The sequence below is a fragment of the Achromobacter deleyi genome (genome assembly GCF_013116765.2).
Lineage (GTDB): Bacteria > Pseudomonadota > Gammaproteobacteria > Burkholderiales > Burkholderiaceae_B > Achromobacter > Achromobacter deleyi_A.
On record NZ_CP074375.1, the window covers coordinates 5,295,171 to 5,310,560 of the forward strand.

The window sequence follows — 15,390 nt, forward strand, 5'->3', positions numbered from 1 at the left end:
GCTGAACAGGACTCAGGCATCTGCCGTATACAGCTCGCCCGCCAGCACATTGCGCCAGTTTTGCCAGGTTATGCGGGGGCGGTCCACGACGCCGCGGTTGTACGGGGCGTCGAACAGGATGTGCTTCCAGCGCGGTCTCATGGCCCCTTCTATCAAAGGCTTGTCGTCGATCAGCAGATGGCCCTGGACCAGCGTCTTGTCCTTGGTCAGGATCAGCCGGTTGGTGGCGTCGCGCCCCAGGTGTTTTTCCACCCACAGGTATTTTTCCGCCACGCAGTTCTCGAACTGCGACAGGGGCGACGAACAGATACGCACGTCCATGCCCAGCGCCAGCAATTCCTTCACGGCGTCGAGCGCGCCAGGCACCAGCGGCAGATTGCGGATGAAGCCCGGCGCCGTATAGATGGCCTCGGCCATGCCGCGCAGCTCGGGGGCGTAATCCTCGCGGATGTAGAAGGACTTGCGGTCCTCGAAGGCCACCGGCGCGATGTCGGGATGGCGGGCGCGCCAGGCGTCGATGAAGGCATGTTCGAAGTCGGCCAGCACGCCGTCTTGATCCAGCAGGATGATCATGGTGAACCCGGGTTGTTGCAACCGTTCGATTGTGCCAGAGCGGGGCGCTATGGCTCCCGCGGCCGGGACTGCGCCACGATGCGGTAGCGGCTGCCGCCCGTCAGCGATTCGGAAGCCACCAGCACCATGCGGTCGTAGCGCCACGATAGCGGCGCGGGAGTTTCCCCGGGCGGATGGGTGTGGACGATGTTGCGCAGCAGCGTGACGTGCGGCCGGAACGGCTGGGGCGGCGCCGCCAGACCGTAGCCGCCCAGCCATTGCCACAGCTCGTCGTGGGCGTTCTGCAGGCCGGCAGGAATGTTCGCGGGGCCGGCCCAGAGGATGCGCTGGCGGCTGAAGACGCCGTAGTGGTCCATCGCCACTTCGCCGGGCGCCAGGGGGCGCTCGGGCGTGGCGCAGGCCAGTTCGTCCGCCAGCGCGGTGTCGACCGGCCCCAGGAACGCCAGGGTCAGATGCAGTGTCTCGGTGCGCATGACCCGCCCGCCGGATACCAGGCGGGCCTGTTCCGCCCACCCGGCAAGCGACGCCGCCAGTCGGGGGGACGGCCACAGCGCGAAGAAAAGGCGGACAGTGGACATCCGCTGATTGTAGGGGTGGGGCGGCCGTCCGCGGACGGCCAGGCGCGGGCGGATCAGCCGTAATGCGCGTCGCTCAGCAGCATGTCCTCGAAGAACGCCCCGAACCGCCCGCGCGGATCCCGCAGGTGGATTTTCAGGATCCAACGCATTTCCGAAGGGTGGCTGGGCGTGTCGCCCAGCCACTACCGCGCCAGCTTCGGCTTCTGACGCGGCCGCGGGATCAGCTGCCCGCGGTTTCGGGCTTGGGCCGGCGGGCCAGCCCGGTGTCGAAGCGCTCGACGCCCGGCCGGGCCGGACGGTCGAAGCGTTCCACGCCTGGGCGGTTCAGGCGCTCCACGCCAGGGCGATCCAGCCGTTCGACGCCCGGGCGGTCGAAGCGCTCCACGCCGGGCCGGGTGAACCGCTCGATCCGCGGCGGGGATGCCGTCTTGCTGGCAACGCTTTGCGCCGCAGCCTGTTCGCGCTTGGCGATGATCTCTTCCGCGCGCTGGTGGTGCGGCGCCATCTTGCGCACCATCACCCGGCCGTCGCGCGGGAAATAATTGATGCGGCGCGCATGCACGTCGCCCAGGTCTTGCGCCTTGACGGGGATGCCTTCGGTCTTCAGGTAGTTCAGCACGAACTCGCCGTTGCGCTCGCCGATGTTCATCTGCTGCATGGCCGCAAGCACCGCGCCGCCGCCGAATACCTTGGCTTCCAGGCGGTCGCGCACGGCGCCCGCCTTGAGCAACTCGTTGATCAGCACTTCCATGGCGAAGGCGCCGTAGCGCATGGTCGCGGAGGCGGGCGACTGCATGTCGCCCTCCGGGAGCATGAAATGGTTCATGCCGCCCACGCCCGTCACGGGGTCGTGGATGCACGCGGCGACGCATGACCCGAGCACGGTCGAGATCATCAGGTTTTCATTGGTGACGTAGTACTCGTTGGGAAGTACTTTCACTGCCTGACATTGGAACGCGCTGTCGAAATAATGACGCGTTGCGCGGGCTTCAAGACGAGCGACCATGAGACTGAAATTTGGGCAAGAACGGCGATTGAGACACTAAGATACAGTGTAAAACGGTATTTGTTTCAAAATATGTATAAAAATGTCGCTTTATTCTTGCATATCCCGGCAGTCAGTGGGAGAAATACTGTGTAAATGTCAGGAACGTGTCCCTAATTGATACGTTTTCATGGCATTTACGTCGTCTTGGGCTGCCCCGCGAAACGCCCATGCGTCCGCGGATGGCTTGCAACCATCCTACACAGGCTTGTGGGGGGGCTTTCCCCGGATCACGGGGAGGAAGGGGCGTCAGACGGAGCTTTAGGCTGGCGCGTCGATCCCGGACCTTTAACCCCGGAGCCTCGGCTCCGGGACGTGAGACCGAGATTTCAGAACCGCGTGCTGCGCGTGACGGACCAGCGGGCCGACAGCGCGCCCAGGGCGGCGGACGCAATGACCGCGCCAATCAGCACGGACGCGCCAGGCAGATGCAGGGCGAACTCGGCCCCGTAGCTGCGGGCCAGCCCGAGCAGGGCGTCGTTCAGTGGAGACAGCGCGATGGCCGCCACGCCGATGGCCAGCACCGAAGCCAGGGCGCCCGACAGCGCGCCCAGGTACAGGAAGGGACGGCGCACGAAGGATTCGGTGGCGCCGACCAGGCGCGCCACGCCGATTTCCTCGCGCTGCGAAAGCGCCTGCATGCGCACGGTGTTGAAGACGGTGGCCAGCACCACGACCGCCACGCAGGCAGCCAGGAACCCCAGGCCGATGCGGGCAAAGCGCAGGATGGCCTCCAGCCGCTGCACCCAGGCGCTGTCGAGCTGCACCAGGTCCACGTGATTCCATTGTTTCCACGCCGTGGCAAGCTTGCCGGCGCGTCCGGCCAGGTCTTCGCCTTCGGCCAGGGTGACCACCACCGCGTCGGGCAAGGGATTGCCCGGCAGCACGGCCAGCGCCTGCTGCCACGCCGGATTGGCGCGCAGATCGGCCAGGGCGTCTTCGCGGCCCACGACGCGGACGGCGCGCACGTCCTGCTGGTATTCGTCCTTGATGCGCTTGGCCACATCGGCGGCGGCGCCGGCGGGGGCGTCCACCCGCATGAACACGGTGACTTCGGGCGTGACGGACATTTCGCGCGCAACCGGCTGCACCGACACCAGGATGGCGCTGCCCAGGAGCGGCAGCGCCAGGGCCAGGGCCATGACCAGCAGGTTGGCGAGCGAGGAGAACGGTTGCTTGATCAGCCGGCGCAAGGTGACCAGGAGCGCATAGCGGTGTTGCCGCAGCCAGGCGTTCATGCGGACTCTCCCGGATGGCCGAAGCCGGGCTCGGCGCGGCCCGGGCGGGACTGGCCCGCCGCCGGCGCACCGGCATCGGGCGCCTTGGCGGCGCCTTGGGAATCGGCGAACTTGCCCGGGTCGATGCGCAGCGTGCGGGTGGCGTAGCGCGCCATCAGTTCCTGGTCGTGCGAGGCGATCAGCGTGGTGACGCCGACGCGGTTGAAGTCGCGGAACACGTTCATGATGCGCTGCGCGTTGTCGTGGTCGAGGTTGGCGGTGGGTTCGTCCGCGATCAGGATGGCTGGCCGGTTCACGATGGCGCGGGCGATGGCCAGGCGCTGCTGTTCACCGCCCGACAGTTCAATGGGATTGAGGTCTTCCTTGCCCGACAGCCCCACCTTGTCCAGCGCGGCGCGCGCACGCGCCGCCGCCGAGCCCCAGGCGTGGCCGGTGACCGCCAGCGGCAGCATGACGTTTTCGAACGCGCTTCGGTCGAACAGGAGATGGGTGTCTTGCAGGATGACGCCCACGGCGCGGCGCAGGTAGGGCCGGGCGCGCGCGGGCAGCTTGTCCAGCCGCTGGCCATTGACCTGGATGGACCCGCGGCTGGCGGGTTCCAGCCCGCCGATCAGCTTGAGCAGCGTGGACTTGCCGGCGCCGGATGGCCCCGAGACGAAAACGAATTCTCCCGCGCTCACGCGGAAGTTGATGTCGGCCAGGATATTGCGGCCGCGACCATATGATTTGAATACGTGCTGGAATTCGATCATGGCGGCTGTCAGATGAAGCCGCCATAGTAACTCGGGGACAGTAAGGTGGCCTACACCTGTTGGCTTAGGCTGGCCGGAGCCGCCTCGGCCGGACAGACCAGGGTGTTTTCGCTTCGGGAAAACGCGTCCCCGATTCTGTCTGAAAACAGCGTTTCATTTCATCCAGTGTCCCTATATTTCAAGGGAATTCCCGGATGCGCCGCCTGCTTCGCGGACGCTACCATCCGCCCCATGCGTAGGCCCAACCCGGCCTGCGCGCGGATTCGCTTCATCCCACACGGAGATCACGATGAAAGTACTGAAACTCGCTGCCATTGGCGCCGCCCTGCTCGCTGCCTCCGCGGCTGCCAATGCGGGCGCGACCTTCGATAACGTCAAGAAGAAAGGGTTTGTCCAGTGCGGGGTTTCGACGGGCATTCCGGGTTTCTCCATCGCTGACAGCAAGGGCGAATACAAGGGCATCGACGTGGACCTGTGCCGCGCCATCGCCTCGACGATGTTCGGCGACGCCACCAAGGTGAAGTTCACCCCGCTGAACACGCAGCAGCGCTTCACCGCGCTGCAATCCGGCGAGGTCGACGTGCTGACCCGCAACACCACGGTCACGCTGACGCGCGACACGACGCTGGGCCTGATCGGCGTGGGCGTGAACTACTACGACAGCCAGGGCGTCATGGTCTCCAAGGACCTGAACGTCAAGAGCGCCAAGGAGCTGAACGGCGCCACGATCTGCGTGCAGCCCGGCACCACCACCGAACTGAACCTGGCCGACTGGTTCCGCGGCCAGAAGATCGAGTTCAAGCCGGTCGTGATCGACAAGTACGACGAAATCATCCGCGCCTTCTCGGCCGGCCGTTGCGATGCCTTCACGACCGACAAGTCGCAGCTGGCTTCCACCCGCACGACGCTGGAGAATCCGGACAAGTTCATCATCCTGCCGGAAGACTTCTCCAAGGAGCCGCTGGGCCCCATGGTCCGCCAGGGCGACGAGCAATGGTTCAACATCGTGCGCTGGTCGCTGAACGCCATGCTTGAAGCCGAGGAATACGGCATCACCAAGGCCAACGTCGAAGAAATGACCAAGAGCCCCAATCCCAACATCCAGCGCATCCTGGGCGTGACCCCGGGCATGGGCAAGAACCTGGGCGTGGACGACAAGTGGGCCTTCAACATCATCAAGAACGTGGGCAACTACGGTGAAAGCTTCGAAAACACGCTGGGCAAGAACAGCGCGATGAAGCTGGAGCGTGGTCTGAATGCTTCGTACAAGCAGGGTGGCTTGATGTACGGCTGGCCGGTGCGCTAACACACGGCTGCCTGGTAAAACGGAGCCTGGTGCTCCGTTTTGCCTAGCCCGCCACCGCGCGGGCGGCAGGAGTGGGTGGCCTGGTCTTTCCGGCCTTGCCACCCGGTGTCCGACTTCTGTAGATTCATCATGACGACTCCCAACAAAAACGCCCCGCTTTCGGCACCCCCCCGGCGTCTGAACTGGAACGATCCCGGCGTACGCTCCGTGGTCTACCAGGTGCTTGCGCTGACCGCGGTAGCCTGGGCCGTGTGGTTCCTGGTTTCAAACACGCTTCACAACCTGTCCGTGCGCAATATCGCCACCGGCTTCGGGTTCCTGAACCGTGAGGCCGGGTTCGCGATCGGCGAAACGCCCATCGCCTACACCCCCGCAAACAATTACGGCCGCGCCATCCTGGTGGGCCTGCTCAACACACTGCGCGTGGCCGTCATCGGCATCGTGCTGGCGACCATCCTCGGCACCCTGATCGGCATCGGCCGCCTGTCCAAGAACTGGCTGGTGAAGAAGATCACCTCGGTCTACGTCGAGGTGATGCGCAACGTGCCGCTGCTGCTGCAGTTGTTCTTCTGGTACGCGCTGATCACGGAAAACATGCCGGGTCCGCGCCAGGCCCACAATCCGCTGCCTGGCGTCTTCATCTCCAACCGCGGCCTGAAAGTGCCCGCGCTGGAAGGCAATTCGCTGGACTGGATGCTGGCCGGACTGGGACTGGCCATCGTGGCCATCATCCTGCTGGGCCATTGGGGCAAGAAGCGCCAGGAGGCCACCGGCCGCATTTTCCCGCTGGGACGCGCTGCCATCGGCCTGCTCATCGGTTTTCCCGTCATCGGCTGGCTGGTCAGCGGCGCGTCGCTGACCCTGGACATGCCGGAGCTCAAGGGCTTTAACTTCTCGGGTGGCCTGACCCTGTCGCCGGAATTCGCCGCGTTGCTGGCGGGTCTGGTGATCTACACCTCGGCGTTCATCGCCGAAGTGGTGCGTTCGGGCATTCAGGCCGTCAACAACGGCCAGTGGGAAGCCGCCGGTTCGCTGGGCTTGCGCAGGAAGCAGGTGCTGCGCCTGGTGATCCTGCCGCAGGCGCTGCGCGTGATCATCCCCCCGATGACCAGCCAGTACCTGAACCTGACGAAGAACAGCTCGCTGGCGGTTGCCATCGGCTACCCCGACATCGTGTCGGTGGTGAACACCACGCTGAACCAGACGGGCCAGGCGATCGAGGGCATTCTCATCATCATGGGCGCGTACCTCACGGTCAGCCTGTCGATCTCGATATTCATGAACTGGTACAACAAGCGCATCGCGCTGGTGGAGCGTTGAGATGAGCAGCACTACGCATACCCCCAGCGAAGCCCTGCCGCCGCCCAGCACTCACGTGGGCGCGTGGGCCTGGCTCAAGTCCCGCCTGTTCTCCACGCCGCTGAACATCCTCATCACGGTGCTGCTTGCGTGGTTCCTGTTGATGGCGGTGCCGGCGCTGGTTGAATGGGCTTTCATCAAGGCCAACTTCAACGCGACCAACGCCCAGGAATGCCGCGCTTCCGGCGGCGCCTGCTGGGCGTTCATCATCGAGAAGCACCGGCTGATCCTGTTCGGCACCTATCCCTTCGATGAGCAATGGCGGCCGCTGATCGCCACCATCATCCTGGTGGGCGTGATCATCTGCAGCGGCATCCGCCGCTTCTGGAACTGGAAGCTTGCCGTCATCTGGACCGTGGGCCTGACGGCCGTGGCGCTGCTGATGTGGGGCGGCGTGTTCGGTCTGACCTACGTGGAAAACGCGCGTTGGGGCGGCCTGCCGCTGACGCTCATCCTGTCCACGTTCGGCATTGCCTTCGCGTTCCCGGTCGGCGTGCTGCTGGCGCTGGGCCGGCGCTCGAAGATGCCCGCCATCAAGGCGCTGTGCGTCGTGTACATCGAGCTGATCCGCGGCGTTCCGCTGATCAGCCTGCTGTTCATGTCGTCGGTGATGCTGCCCTTGTTCCTGCCGGAAGGCTTCTCGATCGACAAGCTGCTGCGCGCGCAGATCGCGATCATCATGTTCGCGGCGGCGTATATCGCCGAGACGGTGCGCGGCGGATTGCAGGCCATCCCCAAGGGGCAGTACGAAGGCGCGGATTCGCTGGGCCTGAACTACTGGCAGCAGATGCGCAAGATCATCCTGCCGCAGGCGCTGAAGATCGTGATTCCGCCGCTGGTCAGCATTTTCATCGCGCTGTTCAAGGACACGTCGCTGGTGGTGATCATCGGCATCTTCGACCTGACGCTGGCGGCCAAGGCGGCCTTGTCCGACGCGGCATGGCGCGGATTCGGGGTGGAGGCGTATCTTTTCATCTCGCTGATCTACTTCGTGTTCTGCTTCTCCATGTCCAAATACAGCCAGGCCCTGGAAAAACGCCTGGCCACTGATCACGCACGCTAGCAATTTGCCGCGCGTCCGCCCCAGGCGGGCGCGCCCAGCGATACTTACGGGAGTACAGGCATGTCGGATGCCATTATTCGTTTGCAGGACGTGAACAAGTGGTACGGCCAGTTCCACGTGTTGCGCAACATCAACCTGGACGTCGCGCCAGGCGAGCGCATCGTGGTGTGCGGGCCTTCGGGCTCGGGCAAGTCCACGATGATCCGCTGCATCAACCGGCTGGAAGAGCACCAGAAGGGCCACATCATTGTGGACGGCACGGAGCTCACCAATGATCTGAAGCACATCGAGACCATCCGCAAGGATGTGGGCATGGTGTTCCAGCACTTCAACCTGTTCCCGCACCTGACGGTGCTGGAAAACCTGACGCTGGGCCCCATGTGGGTGTTGAAGAAGCCGCGCGCGGAAGCGGAAGCGACGGCCATGAAGTACCTGGAGCGTGTGCGCATCCCGGAGCAGGCCAAGAAGTTTCCGGGCCAGCTGTCGGGTGGCCAGCAGCAGCGCGTGGCGATCGCGCGTTCCTTGTGCATGAACCCCAAGATCATGCTGTTCGATGAGCCGACGTCCGCGCTGGATCCGGAAATGGTGAAGGAAGTGCTGGACGTGATGGTCAACCTGGCCCAGGAAAGCGGCATGACGATGATTTGCGTGACCCACGAAATGGGTTTTGCGCGCAAGGTCGCCAACCGCGTGATTTTCATGGACCGCGGCGAGATCATCGAACAGAACAGTCCGGACGAGTTCTTCGATAATCCGCAGAACGAGCGGACCAAGCTCTTCTTGAGCCAGATCCTGCACTGATCCTGATCCACGAAAAACCGCCTTCGGGCGGTTTTTCCTTGGGCGCTCGGCATTCATTCGGGAGAAATCCGGGCGATGTGGCCGGTATCCCTTTGTTACGTCCTTCTCGTCCCTGCGGTATGCTACTGACCGCCATTGATCCGGAGTGAGGAGAACACCATCATGACGCATACCCCCCGCAGCGCTGTGCGCCGCGCCCTGTTGCAAGGCGCCGTGGCGCTGGCCGCCACCCTGCCGTTCGGCGCGCCCGCGCTGGCGCAAGCCGCCGATTTCCCGGCCAAGCCGATCCGTTTTGTCGTTCCTTACCCGCCTGGCGGTCCGTTGGACACCATGGCGCGCATGCTGGCCGAGAAGGTGCGCGGCTCGCTGGGTCAGGCTGTCATTGTGGAGAACCGTTCGGGTGCGGGCGGCAATATCGGCGCGGACCTGGTGGCCAAGGCGCCGGCCGATGGCTATACGCTGGTGATGGGCGCGGTCGCGACGCACGCGATCAATCCCTGGCTGTTCGCCAATCTGCCGTATGACCCGGTGAAGGATTTCGCGCCGGTGACGATCGTGGCGTCGGTGCCGAACGTGCTGGTGATGAATGTCGAGTTCGCGCAGAAGAACAAGATCGAGAAGCTGGCTGACCTGATCGATTATGCGAAGAAGAATCCGGGCAAGCTGAACTACGGTTCGGGCGGCAACGGCAGCGCGGGCCATTTGTCGGGCGAGCTGTTGAAGGCGCGCGCGGGCATCAATGTCGAGCACATTCCTTACCAGGGCGCGGCGCCGGCGCAGTTGGCGTTGCTGTCGGGGCAGTCGGATTTCATGTTCGACAATCTGGCGGCTTCGGCGCCGTTGATCAAGGACGGCAAGGTGAAGGCGCTGGCCGTTACGACCGCCAAGCGTTCGTCGCTGCTGGCGGACGTGCCGACGGTTGAGGAGTCGGGGGTCAAGGGTTTTGACCTGGGGACCTGGTTTGGCGTGTTCACGACGGGCGGGACGCCTGCGCCGGTGGTGGCCAAGCTGAACAAGGCTTATTCGGACGCGATGGAGCAGCCGGATGTGAAGCAGCGTTTGCTGACGATGGGGTCCGAGGCGGCGCCGATGACGCCTGAGGCGTTTGCGGAGTTCGTCAAGGCCGAGAAGGCGAAGTATCAGGAGATCGTGAAGATCTCGGGTGCCAGCTTGAATTGATTGTGTTTTCTTGGCGGGCAGTCGCTGGTTTTTAAGACGCCCGCCGCGTCGGGGGCCCCGAATGCGCGGGTCAACGATTTCGGCCCGGAGCCTTCGCTCCGGGCTTCCCCTGCGTCATCCTCGTACGCCTTCGGCTCCCTACGGATTCCCTTGGGCTCATCGACTCCCCACGCATTCGGGGCCCCCGACGCGGCGGGCTCCGGTGGTTGAAACTTGATGTCCACCGGGACGGGCGGGGTTCTTGAGGTTCTTGCCGTCATGGTGGGGATGAGGAAGATCTTGCGGGGCCCGCCCCAGGCCGGCCGCGCGGGCGGCCTTTTGGGGCTTACGCGGTGTCTTGCGTTGGGGTAACGACGCTTCGCGCTGGGGGAGGAGTCCTGCGGTGGTGGTGACGTTGCGCGGGGCGTGCGGTGGCTTGGCGATTGGTTGTGAATTATGCTGGTTGTCCTTTGAATAATGCTTGGGGCCGTCATGCAACTGCACGCCGCCATTCCCATCCTGCGCATCTTCTCCGTGGAGAAGGCGCGCGAGTTCTATCTGGATTTCCTGGGGTTTTCGTGGGACTGGGAGCATCGCTTTGAAGCGGGCATGCCGCTATATGCGCAGGTGCATCGCGGGGATCTGGTGCTGCACCTGAGCGAACATCATGGCGATGCGACGCCCGGGTCCGCGGTGTTTGTGCGGATGCAGGGCGTGGATGAATATCACGCCGAGGTCAGCGCCAAGCGCTATGGGTATATGCGGCCGGGTGTGGAGGACATGCCTTGGGGGCGGGTGATGGCGGTCATCGATCCGTTCGGCAACCGCCTGAGCTTTTGCGAAGACAAGGACTAGGCTTCGACCAGGCCTGGGACGCCTCCTGGCGCTAGACGCCCAGGTAGCGTTGCGCCAGTTCGGGCTGCGCGGCGAGTTCGGCGGGGCTGCCTTGCCAGACGACGCGGCCTTTTTCCAGGACGTGGTGGCGGTCCACCAGGGTGGCCATTTCCTTGAGGTTCTTGTCTATCACCAGGATGGTCTGGCCTTCTTCCTTCAGGCGGCGCAGGCAGTTCCAGATTTCCTGGCGGATCAGCGGGGCCAGGCCTTCGGTGGCTTCGTCCAGGATGAGCAGGCGGGGGTTGATGAGCAGCGCGCGGCCGACGGCCAGCATCTGCTGTTCGCCGCCCGACAGGGTGCGGGCGGATTGTGCGCGACGTTCCTTCAGGCGCGGGAACAGCTCGAAGACGCGGCCCACGTGCCAGCCGGCCTGTGTGTTGCGGGCGGTGGCGACCAGGTTTTCTTCCACCGACAGCGATCCGAAGACGCGGCGGCCTTCGGGCACCAGGCCGATGCCCAGCTGGGCGATCCGGTGGGGGGCCAGGCCGTTGATGGGTTTGCCGTCCAGCAGGATGCTGCCGCCTTGCGCGGGCAGCAGGCCCATGAGCGTTTTGACAGTGGTGCTCTTGCCCATGCCGTTGCGGCCGATCAGGGATACGACCTGGCGCGGCGCGATGTCCAGGTCTACGCCGAACAGCACTCTGCTGGCGCCGTAGCCGGCTTGCAGTTGTTTGACTTGAAGCATCAGTCTTCCTCGCCCAGGTAGGCGGCGCGCACGTCGGGGTGGCGGCGCACCTCGTCGGGGGTGCCGGTGAAGATGGTCTTGCCGTAGACCAGCACGGTGACGCGGTCGGCCAGCGCGAAGACGGCGTCCATGTCGTGTTCGACCAGCAGGATGGCGTAGCGGCCCTTCAGTTCTTGCAGTAGCGCCGTCATGCGCTGGGATTCCTCGGCGCCCATGCCGGCCATGGGCTCATCCAGCAGCAGCAGGGACGCGTCCAGCGACAGGGCCATTGCCAGTTCGAGCTGGCGTTTTTCGCCGTGCGCCAGGGCCGATACGCGCACGTGGGCGCGGTCGCCCAGGCCGACGCGGTGCAGGGCCTGCCGGGCGGGTTCGCGCAGCGGCGCCTGGCGGCGCGCGTTTTTCCACAGGTTGAATCCACCGGGGCTGTGCGCCTGCACGGCCATGGCGACGTTGTCTTCGGCGGTGAAGTCGGGGTAGAGCTGGCTGATCTGGAAGGATCGCGCGAGCCCGGCAGCGGGCCGCTTGTGGGCCGGCATGCGGGTGATGTCGCCGCCGTCGAGCAGGATGCTGCCGGCGTCGGGCAGGATCTCGCCGCTGATCTGGGACAGGAGCGTGGTTTTGCCGGCGCCGTTGGGTCCGATCAGCGCGTGCAGTTCTCCGGGCCTGACCTCGAGGTTGACGCCTTGCGTCGCCTGCACGGCGCCGAAGGATTTGCGCAGGCCGCGGATTTCGAGTTTGGGATGCTCAGTCATTGCTTCGTCCTCCAACCAGCCAGCCGTAGACGCCGCGCTTGCCGAACAGCACGACCAGCACCAGCACGGGGCCCAGGATCAGCATCCAGTGCTCGGTCCAGGCGGTGGCGACCTGTTCCAGTCCCAGGTACACGGCCACGCCCAGCACGGGGCCGAAGATGGAGCCCATGCCGCCCAGGATCACCATGGCCATGAGCTCGCCCGACTTCTGCCAGGCCGACATGTCGGGGCTGACGAACAGCGCGTAGTTGGCCCACAGCGCGCCGGCAAGCCCGGTGCCCGCGGCCGACAGGACGAAGGCCGTGAGCCGGTAGCGCAGCGGCGCCAGTCCCAGCCCGATGCTGCGGCGCGGGTTCTGCTTGATGCTCTGCAGCGCCATGCCGAACGGGGAGTTGACGATGCGCCGGCACACCAGCACCCAGGCCGCCATCAGCGCCAGGCACACGTAGTAGAACGTGGCGGGGCGGTTCAGGTCCAGGCCGGGCAGGGTGTTGCGCGCGTCGATCGACAGGCCGTCGTCGCCGCCATAGACCATCAGGCCCACCAGGATGAAGTACAGCATCTGCCCGAAGGCCAGCGTGATCATGATGAACTGCACGCCCGAGGTGCGCAGCGACAGGAAGCCCACCGCCAGGCCGGCCAGCGCGGCCACGGCGATGGCCAGCGGCCACATGACGAGCGCGGCGTTGCTGCCGCTCCAGCCGAACAGCGTGTCGCCCTGGCCCAGGTGAAAGCCCGCGATGCCGATCACGTAGCCGCCCAGCCCGAAGAAGGCGGCGTGGCCGAAGCTGACCATGGCGCCGTAGCCCAGGATCAGGTCCAGGCTGACCGCGGCGATGGCGTAGATCAGAAAGCGCGTCATCAGGTTGACCAGGAAGGCTTCACCCGTGGCCGACGCGATGGCCGGCACCAGGGCGAACAGCAGCAGCCCTATCGTGTTGACGATGATTTTTCGGTTCATGGGTATCGTTCCTAGCGCTGGGCGGGCACAAGACCGCGCGGCCGGAACAGCAGCACGATGGCCATCAGGATGTAGATGCTGGCGGACACCAGGCTGGAGCTGGCGGAGTCCGACAGTTCCGGCGGCAGCAGGCGCGACATCCAGAAGGGGATGTAGGCGCGCCCGAGCGCGTCGGTCATGCCTATCATCAGGGAACCCACGAGCGCGCCGCGCACCGAGCCCACGCCGCCCACCACGATGACCACGAAGGTGGTGATGAGGATGCGTTCGCCCATGCCGATCTCGACCGCCAGCAGGGGCGCGGCCATGACGCCGGCAAAGCCGCACAGCAGCGCGCCCAGCGTGAAGATCAGGGTGAACAGCCGCTGGATGTTCACACCCAGCGCGTCGACCATTTCGCCGTCGTCGGCGCCGGCGCGCACCAGCATGCCGACCCGGGTGCGCGAGATCAGCAGCCACAGGCCCAGCGCCACCAGCGCGCCCGCGCCGATGAAGGCCAGCCGCATGATGGGATAGTTCAGCCCGGGCAGGAGCGCCACCGAGCCCGACAGGAACGGCGGGATGTCCATGAAAGGCGGACTGCGCCCGAACAGCACCGTCACCAGCTCATTGGTGAAGAGCGTGAGGCCCAGCGTGGCCAGCACCTGGTCCAGGTGGTCGCGGCGGTACAGGTGGCGGATGACCAGCAGTTCGACCACCAGGCCATACAGCGCCGCGCCCGCCAGCGCGGCCAGCACGGCGGCCGCGAAGGACCCCGTGGCCGCGGCGGCGCTGGCCGCGCAGAACGCGCCCACCATGTAGAACGAGCCATGCGTCAGGTTGATGACGTTCATGATGCCGAAGACCAGCGTCAGGCCCGCCGACAACAGGAACAGCAATGCGCTGTATTGCAGGCCGTTCAAGACCTGCTCCAGGAACATCAGCATTGGAACTCCTTGTGGAGTGAGGCGGCGTGACGGACTGCGCGCAGCCCGTCACGCCCGGCCCGGGCTACATCTTGCAATCCGCCGCGTGGACGTCGGTGTGGTCGCGGGCAAGCACTTTCAGGTTCTTGTAGATCAGCTTGCCGTCCGGGCCGGCCTCGATGTGCAGCAGGTACCAGTCCTGGATGGGATGCTGGTTCGAGCCGAACTTGAACTTGCCGCGCACACTGGGAAAGTCCGCTTTCCGCAAGGCGTTGCGGAAGTCGTCCGGACGGCCGGCGATGTCGCCGTTGACTGCCTTCAGGCCCGAGGCGATCAGGTTGGCGGTGTCGTAGGCCTGCGCCGCGTAGGCGGTGGGCGCGCGGTTGTAGGCCTTGGTAAAGGCCTCCACGAAGTGCTTGCTTTGCGCGTTGTCCAGGTCGGCGCTCCAGAGCGAGCTCAGGTAGAAGCCCTTGCCCGCCGTGCCGGTCGCGGCCAGCATGCGGTCGTCCATCGAGTAGATGGGCGTGATCATCTTGATCTTGTCGGCCAGGCCGGAGTTGGCGAACTGCTTGGTCAGGTTGATGCCCGCGCCGCCCGGGTGGAACTGGAAGATGGCGTCGGGGTTGAGCGAGCGGATGCGCGCCAGCTCCACCGAAAAATCGGCCTGCTCGAGCTTGGTGTAGATCTCGTCGGCGATCTCGCCCTTGTAGGTACGCTTGAAGCCGGCGACGGCGTCGCGGCCGGCCTGGTAGTTGGGCGCCATGATGACCACGCGCTTGGCGCCCAGCTCATTGGCCGCCATGCCCGCGGTGTCCGCGTACGAGTCGTTCTGGAACGCGACGGAGAAGTAGTTGGGGTTGCAGGCCTTGCCCGCGTAGTTGGACGGACCGGCGTTCAGGCTGACGTAGAAGGCGCCGGCGTTCAGGACCGTGGGGCCTACCGCGGCCATCACGTTCGAGAAGTTGATGCCGGTGAACAGGCGCACGCCGCCCTGCACCATCTTGTCGGCGATCTGCTTGGCGTTGGCGGGCTTGAGCGCGTCGTCCTCGACGCGCACGTTGACCGGCACGCCGCCCAGCTTGCCGCCACCTTCCTTCACGGCCAGCATGAAGGCGTCGCGCTCGTCTTCGCCGATGTAGCCGGCGGGCGTGGACAGGGTGCCGATGAAGCCGATGTCCAGCGGTTTCTGCTGGGCGCTGGCCGCGTACGAAGCCAAGGACAGCATGATGGCGGCGGTGCCGCGGATTGTGGTTCTTTTCATGGTTGTCTCCTCTTGTGGTTGTGTTTTTTTTCGCCGCCGAGCCGCCTCAAGGCGAAAAG

The 15,390-nt window shown here is 65.2% G+C and carries 16 protein-coding genes and 1 pseudogene; 6 read left to right on the forward strand and 11 right to left on the reverse strand.

Translation table 11 applies throughout. The features are described from left to right. Positions 1-12 precede the first annotated feature (12 nt). The 6 genes and pseudogenes from HLG70_RS24065 to HLG70_RS24085 form a co-directional block, all read right to left on the reverse strand. Positions 13-573, reverse strand: a complete 561-nt coding sequence (locus HLG70_RS24065; protein ID WP_171667865.1) for a 5'-3'-deoxyribonucleotidase — start codon at positions 571-573, stop codon at positions 13-15. A gap of 47 nt (positions 574-620) precedes the next feature. Beyond that, positions 621-1,151: an RNA 2',3'-cyclic phosphodiesterase gene (gene thpR, locus HLG70_RS24070; RefSeq protein WP_171667866.1), complete on the reverse strand. Its 531-nt coding sequence runs from the start codon at positions 1,149-1,151 to the stop codon at positions 621-623. A 53-nt stretch (positions 1,152-1,204) separates the two neighbouring features. Next, positions 1,205-1,309: pseudogene (locus tag HLG70_RS29585) on the reverse strand (M24 family metallopeptidase); the annotation flags it as partial. A 62-nt stretch (positions 1,310-1,371) separates the two neighbouring features. Then, entirely contained in the window at positions 1,372-2,157 is a 786-nt protein-coding gene (gene cheD, locus HLG70_RS24075; RefSeq protein ID WP_171667867.1) for a chemoreceptor glutamine deamidase CheD, read from the reverse strand. A 368-nt stretch (positions 2,158-2,525) separates the two neighbouring features. Continuing rightward, the gene (locus HLG70_RS24080; protein ID WP_171667868.1) at positions 2,526-3,434 is read right to left on the reverse strand and encodes a cell division protein FtsX; all 909 of its coding nucleotides are present in this window, start codon (positions 3,432-3,434) and stop codon (positions 2,526-2,528) included. After that, positions 3,431-4,186, reverse strand: a complete 756-nt coding sequence (locus HLG70_RS24085; protein ID WP_171667869.1) for a cell division ATP-binding protein FtsE — start codon at positions 4,184-4,186, stop codon at positions 3,431-3,433. Before HLG70_RS24085 ends, HLG70_RS24080 begins: the two co-directional genes overlap by 4 nt. Before the next feature lie 289 nt (positions 4,187-4,475). On the opposite strand from HLG70_RS24085, the gene HLG70_RS24090 reads away from it, so the two are divergent. From HLG70_RS24090 to HLG70_RS24115, 6 genes are all read left to right on the forward strand, one after another. Then, positions 4,476-5,492 (forward strand): amino acid ABC transporter substrate-binding protein, encoded by a 1,017-nt coding sequence (locus HLG70_RS24090; RefSeq protein WP_171667870.1) that lies wholly within the window; start codon positions 4,476-4,478, stop codon positions 5,490-5,492. Positions 5,493-5,621: 129 nt separating this feature from the next. Then, positions 5,622-6,812, forward strand: coding sequence for an amino acid ABC transporter permease (locus tag HLG70_RS24095; RefSeq protein ID WP_171667871.1), 1,191 nt, complete (start codon positions 5,622-5,624; stop codon positions 6,810-6,812). 1 nt (position 6,813) lies between these two features. Beyond that, entirely contained in the window at positions 6,814-7,914 is a 1,101-nt protein-coding gene (locus HLG70_RS24100; protein ID WP_171667872.1) for an amino acid ABC transporter permease, read from the forward strand. A gap of 60 nt (positions 7,915-7,974) precedes the next feature. Further along, positions 7,975-8,715, forward strand: a complete 741-nt coding sequence (locus HLG70_RS24105; protein WP_171667873.1) for an amino acid ABC transporter ATP-binding protein — start codon at positions 7,975-7,977, stop codon at positions 8,713-8,715. Between the two features lie 162 nt (positions 8,716-8,877). Beyond that, positions 8,878-9,894 carry a Bug family tripartite tricarboxylate transporter substrate binding protein gene (locus HLG70_RS24110; RefSeq protein ID WP_171667874.1) on the forward strand — a complete coding sequence of 339 codons (1,017 nt, stop codon included), beginning with the start codon at positions 8,878-8,880 and terminating at the stop codon, positions 9,892-9,894. 471 nt (positions 9,895-10,365) lie between these two features. Then, entirely contained in the window at positions 10,366-10,728 is a 363-nt protein-coding gene (locus HLG70_RS24115) for a glyoxalase superfamily protein (protein ID WP_171667875.1), read from the forward strand. 31 nt (positions 10,729-10,759) lie between these two features. Here the strand turns inward: HLG70_RS24115 and HLG70_RS24120 are convergent, their stop codons facing one another. The 5 genes from HLG70_RS24120 to HLG70_RS24140 form a co-directional block, all read right to left on the reverse strand. After that, a complete protein-coding gene (locus tag HLG70_RS24120) occupies positions 10,760-11,452 on the reverse strand; it encodes an ABC transporter ATP-binding protein (RefSeq protein WP_171667876.1) in 693 nt (230 codons plus the stop codon). Next, positions 11,452-12,204: an ABC transporter ATP-binding protein gene (locus tag HLG70_RS24125; protein WP_171667877.1), complete on the reverse strand. Its 753-nt coding sequence runs from the start codon at positions 12,202-12,204 to the stop codon at positions 11,452-11,454. Before HLG70_RS24125 ends, HLG70_RS24120 begins: the two co-directional genes overlap by 1 nt. Then, positions 12,197-13,165, reverse strand: coding sequence for a branched-chain amino acid ABC transporter permease (locus HLG70_RS24130; RefSeq protein WP_171667878.1), 969 nt, complete (start codon positions 13,163-13,165; stop codon positions 12,197-12,199). Before HLG70_RS24130 ends, HLG70_RS24125 begins: the two co-directional genes overlap by 8 nt. Before the next feature lie 11 nt (positions 13,166-13,176). Further along, positions 13,177-14,091 carry a branched-chain amino acid ABC transporter permease gene (locus HLG70_RS24135; protein WP_171667879.1) on the reverse strand — a complete coding sequence of 305 codons (915 nt, stop codon included), beginning with the start codon at positions 14,089-14,091 and terminating at the stop codon, positions 13,177-13,179. 64 nt (positions 14,092-14,155) lie between these two features. Beyond that, complete coding sequence (locus tag HLG70_RS24140; protein ID WP_171667880.1) at positions 14,156-15,331, reverse strand: ABC transporter substrate-binding protein; 1,176 nt, start codon at positions 15,329-15,331, stop codon at positions 14,156-14,158. Positions 15,332-15,390: the final 59 nt, after the last annotated feature.